Origin of the sequence: Pseudomonas sp. P7779 (assembly GCF_013386315.1) — a bacterium.
Taxonomy (GTDB): Bacteria; Pseudomonadota; Gammaproteobacteria; order Pseudomonadales; family Pseudomonadaceae; genus Aquipseudomonas.
Map to the genome: position 1 here is coordinate 14463 of NZ_JACARZ010000015.1, position 17430 is coordinate 31892.

At 61.5% G+C, this 17430-nt stretch carries 16 protein-coding genes and 1 tRNA gene; 6 read left to right on the forward strand and 11 right to left on the reverse strand.

Going from position 1 to position 17430, the window contains the following annotated elements; translation table 11 throughout:
• Nucleotides 1-8 precede the first annotated feature (8 nt).
• Nucleotides 9-1136, forward strand: coding sequence for a cell division protein FtsQ (locus tag HX869_RS04765; RefSeq protein WP_178902810.1), 1128 nt, complete (start codon nt 9-11; stop codon nt 1134-1136).
• A 173-nt stretch (nt 1137-1309) separates the two neighbouring features.
• The gene (gene bcsQ / locus HX869_RS04770; RefSeq protein ID WP_177122634.1) at nt 1310-2251 is read left to right on the forward strand and encodes a cellulose biosynthesis protein BcsQ; all 942 of its coding nucleotides are present in this window, start codon (nt 1310-1312) and stop codon (nt 2249-2251) included.
• 242 nt (nt 2252-2493) lie between these two features.
• Here bcsQ and HX869_RS04775 read toward each other — a convergent pair whose 3' ends face one another.
• The 5 genes from HX869_RS04775 to HX869_RS04795 all read right to left on the reverse strand — a co-directional run bounded on the left by HX869_RS04775 (nt 2494) and on the right by HX869_RS04795 (nt 6725).
• Nucleotides 2494-3708, reverse strand: coding sequence for a methyltransferase (locus HX869_RS04775; protein ID WP_178902811.1), 1215 nt, complete (start codon nt 3706-3708; stop codon nt 2494-2496).
• Nucleotides 3689-4378: an ABC transporter permease gene (locus HX869_RS04780; RefSeq protein ID WP_032899447.1), complete on the reverse strand. Its 690-nt coding sequence runs from the start codon at nt 4376-4378 to the stop codon at nt 3689-3691. Before HX869_RS04780 ends, HX869_RS04775 begins: the two co-directional genes overlap by 20 nt.
• A 38-nt stretch (nt 4379-4416) precedes the next feature.
• Nucleotides 4417-5112, reverse strand: a complete 696-nt coding sequence (locus HX869_RS04785; protein WP_003218063.1) for an ABC transporter permease — start codon at nt 5110-5112, stop codon at nt 4417-4419.
• Between the two features lie 73 nt (nt 5113-5185).
• Nucleotides 5186-5938, reverse strand: coding sequence for an ABC transporter substrate-binding protein (locus HX869_RS04790; RefSeq protein WP_178902812.1), 753 nt, complete (start codon nt 5936-5938; stop codon nt 5186-5188).
• 13 nt (nt 5939-5951) lie between these two features.
• Nucleotides 5952-6725, reverse strand: coding sequence for an ABC transporter ATP-binding protein (locus HX869_RS04795; protein ID WP_003218059.1), 774 nt, complete (start codon nt 6723-6725; stop codon nt 5952-5954).
• A gap of 554 nt (nt 6726-7279) precedes the next feature.
• Here HX869_RS04795 and gabP point away from each other — a divergent pair.
• Nucleotides 7280-8671, forward strand: coding sequence for a GABA permease (gene gabP, locus HX869_RS04800; protein ID WP_003218057.1), 1392 nt, complete (start codon nt 7280-7282; stop codon nt 8669-8671).
• Between the two features lie 135 nt (nt 8672-8806).
• Here the strand turns inward: gabP and HX869_RS04805 are convergent, their stop codons facing one another.
• Nucleotides 8807-9220, reverse strand: coding sequence for a hypothetical protein (locus HX869_RS04805; RefSeq protein ID WP_134325579.1), 414 nt, complete (start codon nt 9218-9220; stop codon nt 8807-8809).
• Nucleotides 9221-9293: 73 nt separating this feature from the next.
• Nucleotides 9294-10214, reverse strand: a complete 921-nt coding sequence (locus HX869_RS04810) for an alpha/beta fold hydrolase (RefSeq protein ID WP_178902813.1) — start codon at nt 10212-10214, stop codon at nt 9294-9296.
• 172 nt (nt 10215-10386) lie between these two features.
• Here HX869_RS04810 and HX869_RS04815 point away from each other — a divergent pair, with 172 nt between their 5' ends.
• From HX869_RS04815 to HX869_RS04825, 3 genes are all read left to right on the forward strand, one after another.
• Complete coding sequence (locus HX869_RS04815) at nt 10387-11352, forward strand: arsenic resistance protein (RefSeq protein ID WP_178902814.1); 966 nt, start codon at nt 10387-10389, stop codon at nt 11350-11352.
• Nucleotides 11353-11439: 87 nt separating this feature from the next.
• Nucleotides 11440-13080, forward strand: a complete 1641-nt coding sequence (locus HX869_RS04820; protein WP_177069300.1) for a glycosyltransferase family 39 protein — start codon at nt 11440-11442, stop codon at nt 13078-13080.
• Between the two features lie 252 nt (nt 13081-13332).
• Nucleotides 13333-13608, forward strand: coding sequence for a hypothetical protein (locus tag HX869_RS04825; RefSeq protein WP_008435692.1), 276 nt, complete (start codon nt 13333-13335; stop codon nt 13606-13608).
• Between the two features lie 91 nt (nt 13609-13699).
• Here HX869_RS04825 and HX869_RS04830 read toward each other — a convergent pair.
• The 4 genes from HX869_RS04830 to HX869_RS04845 all read right to left on the reverse strand — a co-directional run bounded on the left by HX869_RS04830 (nt 13700) and on the right by HX869_RS04845 (nt 17428).
• A tRNA-Phe gene (locus HX869_RS04830) sits at nt 13700-13775 on the reverse strand.
• A gap of 103 nt (nt 13776-13878) precedes the next feature.
• On the reverse strand, nt 13879-14151 hold the full coding sequence (locus tag HX869_RS04835; protein ID WP_087693327.1) for an oxidative damage protection protein: 273 nt from the start codon (nt 14149-14151) through the stop codon (nt 13879-13881).
• The gene (gene mutY / locus HX869_RS04840; protein WP_087693328.1) at nt 14148-15215 is read right to left on the reverse strand and encodes an A/G-specific adenine glycosylase; all 1068 of its coding nucleotides are present in this window, start codon (nt 15213-15215) and stop codon (nt 14148-14150) included. The genes HX869_RS04835 and mutY overlap by 4 nt, the downstream gene beginning before the upstream one ends.
• Entirely contained in the window at nt 15212-17428 is a 2217-nt protein-coding gene (locus tag HX869_RS04845; protein ID WP_178902815.1) for an AsmA family protein, read from the reverse strand. Before HX869_RS04845 ends, mutY begins: the two co-directional genes overlap by 4 nt.
• Nucleotides 17429-17430: the final 2 nt, after the last annotated feature.

Here is a 17430-nt window from a genome sequence, read left to right on the forward strand (position 1 = left end):
GCCTGACGATGCCCGCCCCTACCGCGCCGACCCCACCGAGTGAATTGGCCGTCCGCACCAGCCCCCTGGCGGGCTGGGTGTTGGTGCCTTTCCTGGCGGCGGGGCTGTTGTCTTGCATCTGGCTGATGGTCAAGGGGCCGGTGAGTTTCCTGCCGCCCAAGGTCGACAGCGACATGCTGCTGCACGGTGAAGTGACCCATCGGTTTGCCAAGGAATTGTCCAAGGCACCGATGGCCATCGAAGCGGCGAACCTGGAGCGCGGCGCCAGTTGGCTGGCGTTCGGCGACACCGGGCCGCGGGTGCGCCAGGGGTGCCCGGGCTGGCTGTTTATCAGCGATGAACTGAAGCTCAACCGCCACGCCGAAGACAATGCGCGCACCAAGGCCGACGCGGTGATCGACCTGAAAAAGCAGCTGGGCCAGCGCGGTATTGATCTGCAAGTGATGGTGGTGCCGGATAAAACCCGCATCGCCGCTGCCCAGCGTTGCGGCTTGTATCGTCCGGCCGTGCTGGATGGTCGGATTCAGCAATGGAGCACGCTGTTGCAAGCGGCGGGCGTTGAAGTGCTGGATTTGACCGACACCCTGAAACCCCTCGGCCCGGATGCCTACCTGCGTACCGACACGCACTGGAGCGAAATCGGCTCGAATGCCGGCGCCCGCGCCGTGGCCCTGCGCATCCAGCAGCGCGGTATCCAGGCCACGCCGGAGCAAGCCTTCGACATTACCCAGGCACCGCTCGCACCGCGTCCGGGTGACCTGGTGCGCCTGGCCGGTCTCGACTGGTTGCCGCCGAAGTTACAGCCGGTGGGCGAGCAGGTTGCGGCCAGCACCGCGCATGAGAACGGCCCGGCGGCGTTGAGTAACCCTGACGATTTGTTTGGTGACGCCGGCCTGCCGAACGTGGCGCTGATCGGTACCTCGTTTTCGCGCAATTCTAATTTCGTGGGTTTCCTGCAAAAAGCCCTGAACGCTCCGGTGGGTAACTTCAGCAAGGACGGCGGCGAATTTTCAGGCGCCGCCAAGGCTTATTTCGACAGCCCGGCGTTCAAGCAGACGCCGCCCAAGCTGGTGATCTGGGAGATCCCGGAGCGGGATTTGCAAACACCTTACGACCCGATAAAGATTAGTCAGTAAATTGACCATTTACCGCTCGTCTTAAAAATTTCTTCAGAAACACCAAAATAATGACACTTTCATTCCTTTGTCACAGAATGCGTACACAAAGGCGCCCACAAAAAGACCTGCGGTAAGCATCAGTACAGCTGACCTTTCACGTCTTTAAGATGCGTCGTGAGGGAGTGTTGGCGATGAGCCGTACCGATGATCTTTTTTCGTTGTTCGATAAGACGACTGCCAGTGATGTTCAAGGGATGGATTCGATGCTGCAGTTCTTCGAAGACATGCCGGTCGACGACAGTGCCAGCCTCAATATGGGCAGTGGCGCGTCGTTCTCCCGACATTCCCCTTGTGCCAACGAGCAGTCCCGCGAAGCCGCGAACATCCGGGCGAAGGTGGTAGCGCTGGTTTCGGTCAATGGCGGCGTCGGCCGCAGCACCCTGGCCACGGCGCTGAGCAGCGGTTTGCAGCGCCTGGGGCAGCCAGTGGTGGCGCTGGACCTGGACCCGCAAAACGCGCTCTATCACCACTTCGGCCTGGGCCATACCTTGCCCGGCATCGGGCGCACCAGCCTGCATAACGAGCGCTGGAGCCAGATCCTTCATTCAGGCTTTGCCGGTTGCCAGGTGATCACGTTTGGCGAAACCGATATCCGTCAGCAGGAAGACCTCCAGCGCTGGCTGAAACAGGAGCCGCATTGGCTGGCGCAACATTTGTCGGCCCTGGGCTTGGGTGAGCAGGACACGGTGATCATCGACACCCCGGCGGGTAATAACGTCTACCTGCATCAGGCACTGAACGTGGCCGATGTGGTGCTGGTCATCGCCCAGGCGGATGCGGCTTCCCTTGGCACCCTGGAGCAGATGGAGCAGTTGCTGGCGCCACACCTTGATGATCGGCCGGCGCTGCGTTGCCACTTCGTGATCAACCAACTCGACGAGACCTCGGGCTTTAGCCTGGACATGGTCGAGGTGTTCAGGAAGCGCCTGGGTGACAGCCTGTTGGAGGTGGTGCATCGGGATCCGGCGATCAGCGAGGCCCTGGCTTTTGGCAGCGATCCGCTGGATAACCAAGCCGCAAGCATGGCCTGTGACGATATCAATGCGCTTTGTCGCCTGCTGGTTGCCCGCTGAAAAGCCCGGGTTATGCCGCTAACCTCAGATGCTTATGCACAATCGGTTGGTTCGACCTGTCATCAAACCGCAATTTTGCGGAGCGGTTCTCATCACGCTGCAACTGCCTGTTTTGCGTGCGTTTTATTTTGTGAACAAAAAATGACCAGTCAGCATTTTGCCCCGCGAAGCTTGCCGGCAGGGCCTCTGCCAGAATTCCATCAACAGAGTTATCCACAGGGCGCGCTGCGACAAAATGCCCTTTAATTGCGCTCGGCGAGCAGCATCAGGTTGCGCGGGGTGAGCGGTGTTTCGCAAAAGCTGCCGACTTGAACCCTGTAACCGTTTTCTTCGAGAAACAATGCCCGGTCCAGCACCAGCCACATTTCCAGCGGGCGCCGAAACAGACCACGCACTAATTCCAGGTTTCGCACCTGCGCCAAGCGCTGCCAGCCTTGGGCCTCTAGTGCCGACCAATGCTGTTCCCCTGTGGATAATCCCTTGAGGGCCGCCAGTTCGCGGCAGTAGTCGGCGAACGGCTTGGCCAGCCAACTCGCGGGCAGGGACGGAGTGGGCAGGTAAGCATCGCTCCCGCGCAGTTGCCGCTGCAGAACATCAAAACCCAGGCGCCTGGCCATCGACGTATCGCGCTGCTGACGCACCCGCGCGCCTGCGGTAACGGTTTCGCTCAGCGGCAGGCCGAGGTCTTCCACCGATAAATGCAGTGACGACGCCTGGGCGGCAATCGACAGCGGCTGGTACTGCTCGGCGCGGATGCGGTTGTAGCAGCAGGGCGCCACGGCCAACTGCTGGCAGCCGGCGGCGCTGGCCAGCTGGAGCAGGCGCACATGCAGGTCGCCGCAGGCGTGCAGTGCCACCGGGGTTTGGTCGCGGCTGATCTGTACGTCGGCCATCACATCTTGCAGGCGATGGGTGACGGGCAATTGATGGTGTTCGCTGAGGGCTTGCCCTGAGGCGATGAGGGCCGGGTCGTATTCCAGGCAGGTCAGTTGCTGCTCGGGTTGCAACAGGCGGCGGCCGAGGTGGCCCTTGCCGGCACACCAGTCGAGCCAGTGTTCGGGGGTTTGGCGAAATTGCAGTGCGGCGCCGAAGGCTTCGATCTGCTGCCATTTGCGGCCGGGTACATCGACGTTTAAGCGATGACGGGCGGCCGGTAGCGGGCGGGACGGTAAGTTATCCACAGCACTGAGATTCAGCGACTGCATGGCCAGCTCAGGGAAAGGCGCAGGCGCCGGCAGGTGGTGAGGCTGGTTATGGCTGGTTTCCGCTTCGGCCAGCGAGCGCTGGCGTAGCCAATGGGCCAGTTCGGGATGCTGGGTTTCCCACGGCAATTGCAGGTGAGTAAAGGGCCGTGGTCGCCACAGCCCTTGATGTTCGGTGAGGAACGCATCCAGCGCCTGGAAGCGGGCGAGCAGTTGCTCACCCGTCAACAAGGCGTCAGCGGCCCTGGCAGGCATCGACCCGCAACCAGCGCTCCAGCAGCTTGAAGAAGCGCACCAAAACGTAGGACATCAGCAGGTAGAACAACCCCGCAGCGAAGAAGATCTCCACCGGCAGGTAGGTGCGGGCAATGATCGTGCGGGCCATGCCGGTCAGTTCCAGCAGGGTCACGGTACTGGCCAGGGCGCTGGCCTTTAGCATCAGGATCACTTCGTTGCTGTAGGCCGGCAGGCCGATGCGCGCGGCACGCGGCAGGATGATGTAGAACAGCGCCTTGGGCCTGGACATGCCCAGCGCCCGCGCGGCTTCGATTTCACCCGGCGGGATGGCCTGGATCGCGCCACGCAGGATCTCGGCGATATAGGCGGCGGTGTGCAGGGTCATGGTGGCGGTGGCGCACCAGAACGGGTCCCGCAGGTACGGCCACATGAAGCTTTCACGCACGGCGTCGAACTGTGCCAGGCCGTAGTACACCAGGAACAGCTGCACCAGCAGCGGCGTGCCGCGGAAGAAGAAAATGTAGCAGTAGGGCAGGGTGCGCACGTACCACAGGCGTGACGAGCGGGCGATGCCCAGAGGGATTGCCAGCAGCAGGCCGGCGATCACGGCGATGGCCACCAGCTCCAGGGTCAGGGTTGCGCCCTGGGCCAGTTTCGGCAGCCATTTGATGATCACGGCCCAGTTCAGGCCCAGGTCGAAATGCGACAGCCAGCTGTAGTCGCCACTCATTGCGTGCTCCTCGCAAAGCCGCGCGCGGCACGTTTTTCCAGGAAGTGCATGCCGGTCATCGCCAGGACAGTGAGGCCCAGGTACATGAAGGCCGCGACCATAAAGAAGGTGAAGGGCTGCTTGGTGACGGTCACGCCGATCTGCGCGTGGCGCATGATTTCTTCCAGGCCGATCACCGAGACCAGCGCGGTGTCCTTCATCAGAATCATGAACAGGTTGCCCAGGCCCGGCAGCGCGATGCGCCACATCTGCGGCATGATCAAGCGGGTGAAGATCCGGACCTTCGACAAGCCCAGTGCGACACCGGCTTCACGGTGGCCCTTGGGAATGGCCAGGATCGCGCCGCGGAAGACTTCCGTGGCGTAGGCGCCAAAGCACAGGCCCAGGGCGATCACCCCGGCGGCGAAAGCGCTGAGGGAAAGGTCGGGGTTGCCGAAAAACTCCCCGAGGGAGCGCATCAGGTTGACCGTGCCGAAGTAGATCAGCAGGACCCACAGCAGTTCCGGGATGCCGCGAACCAGGGTGGAGTAGCTGCCGCCAAGCCATTGCAGCGGCTTGTACGGGGAAGTCTTGGCCAGGGCGCCGGCCAGCCCGAGCACCAGTCCGAGGCACAGGGCGGTGAGCGCCAGCTTGACGGTCATCAGCGCACCGGCGGCAAGCGCCGGGCCGAATCCGTAGAGGTCGAAATTCATGGTTTAGTCGTTTCGCAAGGCAAAGCTCAGGACCGGCGCACTCAAGCGAGCACGCCGGGCAGGCCATTCAGGATCACTCGATACTGAAAGGGAAGTACTTGTCGTTGATCTTCTTGTAGGTGCCGTCGGCCTTGATTTCAGCCAGGGCTTTGTTCAAGCGCTCGCGCAGCGGGTCGCCTTTGCGTACGGCGATACCGATCTTGTCGCTCTCGACCACCGGGTCGCCCTTGAATTCGTAGGCGGAGCCGTCTTTGCTTTTCAGCCACTCGTACTGCACGTACTTGTCGGCGAGCATCCCGTCCAGGCGGCCGGAAGTCAGGTCGAGGTAGGCGTTTTCCTGGGTGTCGTAGAGCTTGGCGGTGGTGTCCGGCAGCTTGTCTTCCAGGTAGGTACCGGCCAGCGTTGCGCGCTGTGCACCGATGATCTTGCCCTTCAGGTAGTCCGCGTCGGTCTTGAAGTCTTTGTTGGCTTTGGGCGCGATGAACTGCAGCTTGTTGGAGTAGTACGGGTCGGTGAAGTCGACGGCCTGCTTGCGTTCATCGGTGATGGACAGCGAGGAGACCAGGAAGTCGAACTTCTTGGCATTCAGGGCCGGGATGATGCCGTCCCAGTCGGAGACATACACTTCGCACTTCTCGACTTTCATCTTGGCGCACAGGGCGTCGCCGATGTCCTTGTCGAAGCCGACGACGTTGCCGCTGGCATCTTTATTGTTGAACGGCGGGTAGGCCGCTTCGATCCCCATTTTCAAGGTTTCAGCCATCGCCGTGGCGCTGAACGCCATCGAAACAGCGGCGGCCAAGAGGAGTTTTTTATAGTTCTGCATGCATGTTGCTCCGTTAGCGGTTGCTGGACATGAATTGTTTGCAGCGCGCCGAAAGCGGGTTTTCAAATACCTGCTGTGGCGATCCTTGCTCTTCGACCAGGCCCTGGTGCAGGAACACCACTTCACTGGACACCTGGCGGGCAAAGCCCATTTCATGGGTGACCAGCAGCATGGTGCGGCCTTCTTCGGCCAGGGCGCGGATCACATTAAGTACTTCCTGAACCATTTCCGGGTCAAGGGCCGATGTGGGCTCGTCGAACAGGATGACTTTGGGCTGCATGGCCAGGGTGCGTGCGATCGCGGCGCGTTGTTGCTGGCCGCCGGACAGTTGCGCGGGGTAGGCATGACGCTTGTCACTGATGCCGACCTTGGCCAGCAAGGCTTCGGCGATTTCAGTGGCTTCGGCCTTGCTCTGGCCGAGCACGCGGCGCGGGGCCTCGATGATGTTGTCGAGGACGCTCATGTGCGGCCACAGGTTAAAGTTTTGAAACACAAAACCGATTTCGCTGCGCAGGCGGTTGATCTGTTTGCCGTCGGCGGCCACCAGTTCGCCGTTTTTCGCAGCCTTGAGCTTGAGCTCTTCACCGGCCACCAGGATTTGCCCCTGGTGCGGGTTTTCCAGCAGGTTGATGCAGCGCAGGAACGTGGACTTGCCGGAACCGGAGGAACCCAGGATCGAGATCACATCGCCGTCGCGGGCGGTCAGCGAGATACCTTTAAGCACCTCCAGCTCACCATAGCGTTTATGCAAGTTGCGGATTTCAAGCGCGGGCGTGGCCTCAGCCATGTGCGGTCCTCATTGTGTTCATTGCGCTCCTGCTGTTGGCCCGCCTTCCTGGCGAGGCGCCAAGCTAGCATAGCGTCCGGATGACAGCCAACAGCCCTGCAGGCGGTAAACAGACGGTCTGCGGCAGGGTGTCGCATCGGCACAGCAGTGTGTCGCGCCATCAACAACCGAACAGCCGTTTGAACCAGTATTCCTACAGGTTTTGCGTAAAAAAGGGCGCGATGGTGCCAGCTTTGGCCGGGTGTTGGAAGGGTTAAACCGGCGAACGGTCCTTATCAGCCCTTTTATGGGGCGTCACGCACAAATTGTGTGTGTTTTTGGTGCGCTGATTCGTCTTTCAAGTGAGTCGCACAGTAACGCTATAGCGGAATGCCATTAGTGTCAGTGACTTACGAGAGCTATTGAGTTTCCCTACAGCCCGCGTCAATCGCGGCTCTGTAACATTTTGGCGCAAATCTTGCGTAAAAAATAAAGAACGCCCCGTTGGTTTCTTTTCACGAGAAAGACGCCAGACCGGGTGGACCGTATTCGCAATTCCTCGCAAAGGTGTGTCAATGAGTAGTACGCAAAGCTCCAATGACCTCGAACAGGGGCTCAAACCGCGTCACGTCACCATGCTGTCGATTGCCGGCGTTATCGGTGCCGGGTTGTTTGTGGGCTCCGGCCACGCGATTGCTGCGGCGGGCCCGGCCGTGCTGCTGGCTTATGCCGCCGCCGGTACGCTGGTGGTGTTGGTGATGCGCATGCTGGCCGAGATGGCCGTGGCATCGCCGGACACGGGTTCGTTCTCTACTTATGCCGACCGTGCGATCGGGCACTGGGCCGGTTTCACCATCGGCTGGTTGTACTGGTGGTTCTGGGTGCTGGTGATTCCGCTGGAAGCCAACGCTGCCGCGACCATCCTGCACGCCTGGTTCCCCGGCGTGGCGATCTGGGCCTTCACCCTGATCATTACCTTGCTGCTGACCGCGACCAACCTGTTCAGTGTGAAGAACTACGGCGAGTTCGAGTTCTGGTTTGCGCTGATCAAAGTGGTGGCGATCATCGGGTTTGTGATCCTCGGCATCCTGGCGATCTTCGGCTTCCTGCCGGGCAGTCAGGTCAGCGGCGTTTCGCACCTGTTCGACACCCAGGGCTTCCTGCCCAACGGCATGGGCGCGGTATTGGCGGCGATCCTGACCACCATGTTCTCGTTCATGGGCACCGAGATCGTGACCATCGCGGCCGCTGAATCGAAGAACCCGGGCCAGCAGATTTCCAAGGCCACCAACTCGGTGATCTGGCGGATCGGCTTGTTCTACCTGGTGTCGATCTTCATCGTCGTGGCCCTGGTGCCGTGGAATGATCCTGCGCTGGCAGCGGTCGGTTCCTACCAGACCGTGCTGGAACGCATGGGCATCCCGAATGCCAAGCTGATCGTTGACCTGGTGGTGCTGGTGGCCGTGACCAGTTGCCTGAACTCGGCGCTGTACACCGCTTCGCGCATGATGTTCTCCCTGGGCCGTCGCGGTGATGCACCGGCGGTGTCCAAGATCACCAACAAGAGCGGCACGCCTTACTGGGCGGTGTTGCTGTCTACCGGCGCGGCGTTCCTGGCGGTATTCGCCAACTACGTGGCACCGGCGGCGGTGTTTGAATTCCTGCTGGCCAGCTCCGGCGCCATCGCGCTGCTGGTGTACCTGGTGATCGCCGTGTCGCAACTGCGCATGCGCCAGAAACGCACGGAAGCGGGCGAGAAGATTGCCTTCAAGATGTGGCTGTTCCCGGGCCTGACGTATGCGGTGATCGTGTTCATCGTGGGCGTGCTGACGATCATGTTGTTCCAGGAAGCGCATCAGGTGGAGATCATTGCCACCGGGATCCTGAGCTTGCTGGTAGTTGCGGCGGGGCTGATGGTGTCGCGTCGGCGCAAGGGCCGGAAGGTTGGGGCGGCGGTGCTTAACTGACGGAGTGCTTTCGTCGCAATACCGTTGATCAAATGTGGGAGCGGGCTTGCTCGCGAATGCGCTGGATCAGTCGACATTTGAGCTGACTGACACACTGCCTTCGCGAGCAAGCCCGCTCCCACATTTCGTTTTGTATCAGCCTTCGGAGCTAACAAGCGCCTGTGACGCCGCGACGTAATCGGCCTGGAATTCCGGCGATTCAATCCACGCCAGCGCTGCCGCTTCATCCTCGGTATCCGTGGCCCACTGGCGATACTCGATCAGCGCCGCGAGGATAAAGTCCGTCGCTTCTTCTTCGCCTTCCTGCTCCAGTACCACTGCCAGCAGCGGGTGCGCCAGGAACACGGCACACAGCGCCTGCTGGCTGGTTTCGCCAGCGGTGCGCATCTCCAGGAACAGCTCGGTCAAATCCACCGATTCAAGATCAATGCGGCTGTCATCGCCGGCAAAGGCATCCGGCTTGGTGGCGACGGCGCGTTGGGTGCGATTCTGCTTGGCCTTGGCTTTTGCCCGGTGGGCGCGTTTTTGCTGCTTGTTCGGCGAAGCCATGGGCTCACGTCCTTGGTGTCAGGATCTGGGGGTGGGGTATTGAAGCGCAGGTCTGGAGAAATCCCAAGGCTTTCTAGGTGCGATCCGTCACTTGGCGCCCCGGCGTGCCGTTGGCCAACTCTCCCCTTTGCAGCCAAGCCAATGCAATCGGCCACAACCGATCTTGATACTGGCTGCGAAAGAATGCGAAGTGTCCGACCTCTTTTTCGCCGATATCTTCAGGCGCGATTCGCAGATGCGTGCGCTCGCTGCCGTCGAAGTAACCCAGCAGGCGTTCGATTGCTGCGACGGTACCAAACGGATCGTCGGTAATGCTGATGGCCAATATCTGTGCCTTCACCCGCGAAAACGGCAGCTCGGGCAAGGCTCGCCCACTCGGACGTTTTTCATAACTCGGCGTCGGCGTACTCCAGTCGCGTACCACGCCCGCCGGGGTATCCTCCAGCCAGCCTATGCGTTTGCCCGGGAAGTAGCCAAAAAACGCTGTCACCAGCGGCATCACCACATGCCATTTGGCAAGCATCCGCCAGCGCCCGCTCGCCTCGTAGTCGCGCCAGTAGGCAAACTGCGCGCCTACCGTCACCAGGCGCCGAATCACTGCGCCGGAAGCCCCGAGTCCCGCCGCACATCCGCCAAAACTGTGCCCGACCACATCAATCGGTTGGCCGGCAAACTCCCGCTGGGCCCGCTGCAGGATCGCTTCGAAGTCCAGCACGCCCCAATCCGACCACGAGGCCTTGAACCCTTTCAGCGAGCCGCTGCGGGATTCGCCGATGCCGCGGTAGTCGTAGGTGATGACGTCGAAGCCATTGGCAAACAGGTAATCGGCAAACCGTGAGTAGTGACGGCAGCGTACGGAGGTGGCGGCGTTGATGATGACGACCGGGCGTTCAACGTCTGTGCGCGGATGGCGCCACGTGAAGCCGCCGATGAAATGCCCATCGGCTGTGGGCTCGCGGAATGCTTCGGCTTGAGGTCGGACTGGCAGGTTCATGAACAGGCTCGATCATTGCGCTTTCGATGGGGTGTCAAAGGCCCGTGCGCAGTTTTATGAGAAGTCGAAACTAACAAATTTCTGCTATGAAGACCCCGGGGATTTTTCTGAGGCTCGACCTGAGCGGCACAGATGCCTAGGCTTAGACCCTTTCGCCCACCAGAGCCGGCCCATGACCCGCGACACCCTCGAACAAAACCAGATCCCGATCTACTTCGCCAGCGTGTTGCTGGCTGCCGTTGTCGGCCTGCTGGCGCCCTCCATGGCTCAAGGTGTGGCCGCCCTGGTTACGCCCGCCATCGCCGTGCTGATGTACGCGATGTTCCTACAAATCCCGTTTCTGGACCTGCGCCAGGGGCTGGGCAACAAACACTTCATGGGCGCGTTGCTGCTGGCCAACTTCATCCTGATTCCGCTGCTGGTGTGGGCGCTGACTCGGGGCCTGGTGGAACACCCGGCGATCCTGGTGGGTGCGTTGCTGGTGCTGTTGACGCCGTGCATCGACTACGTGGTGGTGTTTACCCATATCGGCAAGGGTGACTCGCGGTTGATGCTGGCGGCGACCCCGATTTTGTTGTTGCTGCAACTGCTGCTGTTGCCGGTCTACCTGGGGTTGATGCTGGGGGCGCAGTCGCAGGTGGCGGTTGCAGTGGGGCCGTTTGTCGAGGCCTTCCTGCTGCTGATCGTTGCCCCCATGATTCTGGCGGTGTTGACCACTTCCCAGTCCCGGCGCTCACCGGTCGTCAGTGCCTGGAACGATGCCTGGGCCTGGCTGCCCGTGCCGGCCATGGCGCTGGTGCTGATGGTGGTGATCGGTTCGCAGATCACCGCCGTGGTCCGCGATATCGGCCTGCTGGCGCCGGTGATCCCGGTGTATATCGGCTTCCTGTTGCTGGCCCCGCTGATGGGGGCGCTGGCTTCGCGCCTGTTCAAGCTATCGGCGCCCACGGCGCGGGCGGTCACCTTCAGCGCCTCCACGCGTAATTCCCTGGTGGTGCTGCCGCTGGCGCTGGCGTTACCCGAAGAGATCCGTGGGCTCGCTGCTGCCGCAGTGATCACGCAAACCCTGGTGGAATTGGTAGGGGAGCTACTCTACATCCGGCTGCTGCCGCTGCTGATCTGGCCCGCTCGTCGTTAGGCGGATGAATGTTTGATTCCGTTCAGGGCTTATTCAGGGTGGCGTTCGGCAACATGAGCCGGTTTACCCCACCTGACAGGCTGAATAATGGATCAACACAATCGCTTTCGAATGGAATCGCTGGGTATTTTCCTCATCGCCCTGCTGCTGTTCACCCTGGGCATCTGGGACCAGCAGCCACAGGGCTTCGACGGCCGCTGGGCCGTGTTCATGCAAGAGATGTTTCGCCACGGTGCGAGCCTGTTTCCTACCACCTACGGTGAGCCTTACCCTGACTATCCGGGCACCGCGACCTACCTCAGCTACCTCTTTGCCCGTTTATTCGGCGCGCCCAACGACCTGGCTAACGTGATGCCCACCGCCCTGGCGTCTGCCGGGGTCATGGCGCTGATCTATCGCTTGCTGGTGCCGTCCGGCCGGGCGTGGGCATTGCTGACGGTGCTGCTCACCGCATTGACTGCCCAGTTGCTGGAGAAGTCGCGCTCGGTGTGCCTGGACCAGATGATCTCGTTGTTGTGCCTGGGGTGTTTCTACCTGCTGCATACCGGTGAGCGCCTGGGCTCGCGGCTGCGCCAATATGCGATCTTTCCGTTGTTCGTGGTGGCGTTTGCCATTCGCGGGCCGCTGGGGTTGATCGAGGTGTGCGGGGTGGCCTGTGTCTACTGGGCGCTGGGCACCGCTCGTACGCGGCAAGAGCGGATTGCGCTGCTGAAAAAGGTGATTGCCCACGGAGTGGTCGGTTTGATCCTGCTGGCCGGCTGTTGGTGGGCGCTGTTGAAACTGGCACGGATCAGCGGTGGCGATGCTTTCGTCGATGATGTGCTGCGGATGCAATTCACCGGGCGCCTTGATGAAACCGGTGAGGCGTTCTACTTCTACTTCAAGCTGAGCCTGTACCGCTATTTCCCGGTGGTGCCGCTGGCCCTGGCGACGATGATTGCCCTGCGCCACAAATGGTCGGCCCGCCACGACGATGCCGATGTGCAGTTGATGCTGCGCTTGGCCGCCTGCGGCCTGATGATTTTGCTGGGCTTGTCGGTGCCGCACTTCAAGCGCGCCTATTACATCGTCCCCATGGTCCCGATGTTTGCCGCGGTGGCCGCCTATGGCTTGCTCCAGGCCCAGGGCTGGTTGCTCGGCGTGCGGCGTGGCTATGAGTGGCTGGTGGCGGTCCTGCCGGTGCTGGGCATTGTCGTGGTGTTTGTCTGTCGGCATCTGTGGCACAAGCACGGCTACTGGCCGGACGTTTCAGTGCCGGCGCTGGTGGGTGTGCTGATCGTGCTGCAACTCGCAGCCGTGATTGCCTGGCGCCGTTTGCAGGGCAATCTCGGCCAGCGCCTGGTGGTGCTCAGCCTGATTGCGCTGGCCACCCAATGGCTGGTGCTGGTGAAGGTTGTGGAGCCGGCCAAGGATCTGCAATTCGACACCAGGAACTTCGTAAGCGCGGTGGAAAAGCTGCGTGCCGATAACCCCGGGACCCTGGTGTTCGTCGATCTGGCCAAGGACACCTGGGCGATTCGCTACATCATGAACCTGGATCACGACGAGCAGCCGCTGTTCATCGGGCGCAACCAACCCTTGCTGGTGGATACACTGCCGCGCCCCGCCTGGGTGATTGTGGAGCGCAAGCAAACCGCATTGCTCAGCGGCACGCCGCTGGAGCATATGGCGCCGGTGTTCAATGGGCGGTTGAATGACAACCCGCTGCTGGTGTTCCTGGTGAAGTGACTCAGTCGCCTTGACATCCTTGTCGGTGGTAACGCCGACAAGAGTGGCGATCACTGGGGAATTAAGGATGGATCAATAGGGTCGGAATGAGGTGTTGATAACCGGCGCTTTGGATCGTCTTACTGTATGGTCGCCGCCTGGATGACCGGTTGGTCTGATTGGAGCGCTTTGCAGCCTGCCGCAAAACAGGCGCCTGCTAGGCTTGGGTACTTTCGTGGTGATGAGTTTGGGTGCGACATGGAAGCAGTAAAAATGGATTTTGAGTATGCCGGTGCCGAGAGCGTCGGTAGTGCCCACGTGATCGGCCGTTCCTGGCTTGGCGGCCTCAGCATCTGTTTTGACGGAGGCTGCAGCTACCCCTCGATGATCAGCGTGCTGGAGGCTGTGTTCAGGCGCTACGGACGCCTGGTGCGTTTTGGCGAGTCGCTCTCGGCGCAGGATTGGATTGCGCGCGTGGAGGAGAGTGGTTTTCACATCTCCGAGCAGGAGCGGGTTGCGGTGTTGACGTTGATGCGGGGCGGGGGCTGAAGGAGCCAAAAACGCCAGGCAACAAAAAACCCGCACCAGGCGGGTTTTTTGTGTGTTTCAGATGACGTTTGCACCACCTGAAACTAATTAGTGGTGCCCAGAGACGGAATCGAACCGCCGACACGGGGATTTTCAATCCCCTGCTCTACCGACTGAGCTATCTGGGCAACGGGGCGCATTAAACGGGTTTTTCAGGGGGTCGTCAAGCAAGTTTTCAAAAAATATTTAATTATTACCGTCGCTTACGGGCCAACCCCCAAATTTGATCAATTATTCAGCAGGTGGCACGTAGCCGTCGGCCTTGGCGTAATCCTCGCCGGAAAAGTACTTGTCCATCTCGCCCTGCAGGTATTTGCGGTCTTCGGCGTTCATCATGTTCAGGCGCTTTTCGTTGATCAACAGGGTCTGGTGCTTTTGCCAGTCAGCCCAGGCCTTGGCGGAGACGTTGTCGAAAATGTCCTGGCCCTTGGCGCCAGGGAACGGGGCGCGCTCCAGGGCGGGCAGTTCTTCGTGGTACTTGCGGCAGATGATGGTGCGGGTCATGACGGAACTCCTGCGTTCAATACTTCAGCCGCGCGCTTCAGCAGTTTTTTCACCGGGGCGGCAAGGCCCAGGCGCGGCGGGGTGGCGAGGTTATACCAGAGCCAGTCAGCCTCGGCCACGTGATGGGCAGACTCCTGGACCTGGACCAGCCAGGGTTCGATAGCCAGTTGGAAGTGGCTGAAGGTGTGGATCAGGCTCGGCAGCTCCTGGTGTTTGCCCAGCGCCAGCGAGTGCTGGTTGGCCAGGTGTTCCAGGTCGGCCAGGTCATCCAGCTCCGGCAGGCTCCACAAACCGCCCCACAGGCCCGTGGAAGGGCGACGGTAAAGCAGGATCGCGCCCTCGTCATTGGCCAGCAACGGCATCAGCGTGCGCTTCTGGGGCACGGTCTTGCGTGGCTTGGGGATCGGGTAGCGGGTTTCCAGGCCGAGCAGGTGCGCTTCGCAGCCCTTTTCCAGCGGGCACAGCAGGCAGCTGGGCTTGCTGCGGGTGCAGAGGGTGGCGCCCATGTCCATCATGGCCTGGGTGTAGGCGTTGACGCGGTCATGGGGCGTAAAGCGCTCTGCGGTGGCCCACAGCTGTTTGGCGACCTTCGGCTCGCCCGGGTAACCCTCTTGCGCGGTAAAGCGCGCCAGCACGCGTTTGACGTTGCCATCGAGGATCGGCGCTCGCAGGCCCATGCTCAGGCTGGCAATCGCACCCGCGGTGGACAGGCCAATGCCGGGCAGTTCGGTGAGTTTTTCGACGTCACGGGGAAACTCGCCGCCATATTCGGCAACGACGATCTTCGCGGTCTTTTGCAGGTTGCGCGCCCGGGTGTAGTAACCCAGCCCGGTCCACAGGTGCAGCACTTCGTCTTCCGGCGCGGCAGCCAGGGCTTCGACCGTTGGCAAGGACGCCATGAACCGGTCGAAGTAGTTCAGCACGGTGCTGACCTGGGTCTGCTGCAACATGATCTCCGAGACCCACACCCGGTAAGGCGTGATGCCCTGTTGCCAGGGCAGGTCATGGCGACCGTGGCGGTCGTACCAGTCGAGCACCGCCGTTGAAAACTGCTCGTTTCTCATCGTTTGAACAGGCCTTTAAGCGCGTCTTTCAGCTGTGGATTGACCTTGTCGAGCTTCTGTTCAAGCTTCTCGCTGAGCTTGTTGCCCGCCGCCTTGATGGCGACCTGGCTCAAGCCGTCCTTGTCCAGGCGGCAGGCCTTGGCGCCCAGTTCCAGCGGGCCACGGCAGCGCAGCGGGACTTCGATGTTCTGGAAATTGGAGCCCACCTGGCAGGCCGGGTCCGGCACGTCGCGCTGGTCGCCTTCGACGATAATGCCGACGCGGTAGTCCATGCCCAGCACGCGCAGGTCGACGTCGCCGTCGCCGTTGACGGTCAGGCCCGGGATGCGCACTTTCAGGTCGGGGTTGCTGGCCACACCATTGCGGAAGATCAGGTTGCCCTTGAGTTCCTGGAACGGGGTGTCCTTGCCGCGCTGGTCGCCGCTGAGGGTCTTGCGGTTGAGCAGGGCGATGCCGGTGCACAGCTGTTGCTCGATGTTGGCGTTAAGCAGCACGCCATTGTTGATCGCGAAGCTGGCGGTACCGTTGAGGCTGTCGATCAGGGCTTTCTGGCTATTGCCGCGGCCGTTGAGGTTGCTGTCGAGGGTGAGCTGGCCCTTCACCGGCGGGTTCTGCCCCTGGGCTTGCAGGATGCGTTCGACCGGTACCTGCTTGATGCGGGTTTGCAGCGCCAGCAGCGGGATGTCCTGGCGCACGTCAAGGTTGCCGTTGGCCTGGAAGGTGCCGTTGTAGAGGCCGCCGCTCAAGGTGTCGAGCTTGAGCTGGCCATCGAGGCCGGAGGCTTTCAGGGCGGCATTCTGGATCGGCAGCTTGCTCAGGGTCAGTTGGCCAAAGGACAGGTCGGCGTTTACGTCCAGGGTGCGCAGGCGGGTCAGCGGCAGCAGCTTGTCGGTACTCCAGGCGGCTTTGGTCGGGGCGTCCGGCAGCGGTGTGGTGCCACCGGCCGCCATGGCGCCGGCTTCGCTGTTCTGCACTTCAGCCTGGCGCGCGGCCGCAGCGCCCTTGGCGGCTTCGGACTTGGCCGGCAGGTAGTTGTCGGCGTTGAACGTATCGGCCTTGAGCTGCACCCGCAGGGATTGCCTGGCGAAATCATCCACGGCCACGCGACCGGTGAAGGTGCTGTCGTCGAGTTTCAGGTTGAGGTCTTCAAGCGCCAGGCTGGTCGGCGTGCCCTTGAGGCGGCTGACCAGTTCGACCTTGCTCAGGCTGCCGGCGGCCATCGGTGGCAGCGGGTTGCCGACGCTGTCGAGGAACTTGGCCAGGTCAAACTGGGCAATCGACAGGGCGCCGCTGAGCTGTGGAGTCTTGTCCAGGTCGTTGACCTTCAACTCGCCCAGGGCGCGCAGTTGGTTCAGCGACAGCTTCATGCCGGTCCATTCGGCGATATTCGCAGACTGGTCCACCAGCAATTGGCCCTGGGTCGAAAAGGTCACGGTCTTGCCTTGCAGCGGCTCGCCGGTGGCTTCACCAGTGACCTTCATGTCTTCGAACTGGTAGCGCTTGAGGGCGCGCTGAATGCGCAGGTTGCCATTGACCTCGGTCTTGACGCGCATCAGCGGCTGGTTGGTGCCGAAGAATGCGGTGAGTTTGACCGGGATGCTTGCACCTTCGTGCACGGCGCCGGCGCTCAGCTGGATGCTTTCGGCGCTGAACTGCTTGCCGGTCTGCTCGTCGTTGTATTCGACGCGGGCGTTGTTGATGGTCAGGCTGTCGATGTCCAGGCGGATCGGCTGCGGCGGCTTTTCAGGCTTGGGCGGTGTGGCCGCTTCAGCCACGGCAGGCGTGGTGGCGGCGGTAGCCGGGTCCGGCACATTCTTGCCGATGTCTTCCCAGTTGCCGTGGCCATGCACGTCTTTGTTCAGGCGCAGGTTCAGGCCTTCGACACGTACATCGCTCATCTGCACTTCACGGCGCAGCAGCGGCAGCACGCGCACCGACAGGCCGAGCATCTGCAGGTCGGCAAACGGTTGGCTCGGATTGGTCAGGGTCGCAACGCTGGCCTCGTGCAATTCAAGACCGAGCCAGGGGAACAGGCTCCAGCCGATGTCGCCATTGAGCGTCAGCTCGATGTGGGCCTTGTCGCGGGCAATCTGGCGAATCTCGTCTTTGTAGTCGTTGGGATCGAAGAGATGGGTCAGGGCAAAGCCTAGAGCCACAATGATCAGCAACAGCCCGAGAAGTACCAGACCCAGGATTTTGCCGAACGCTTTCATGG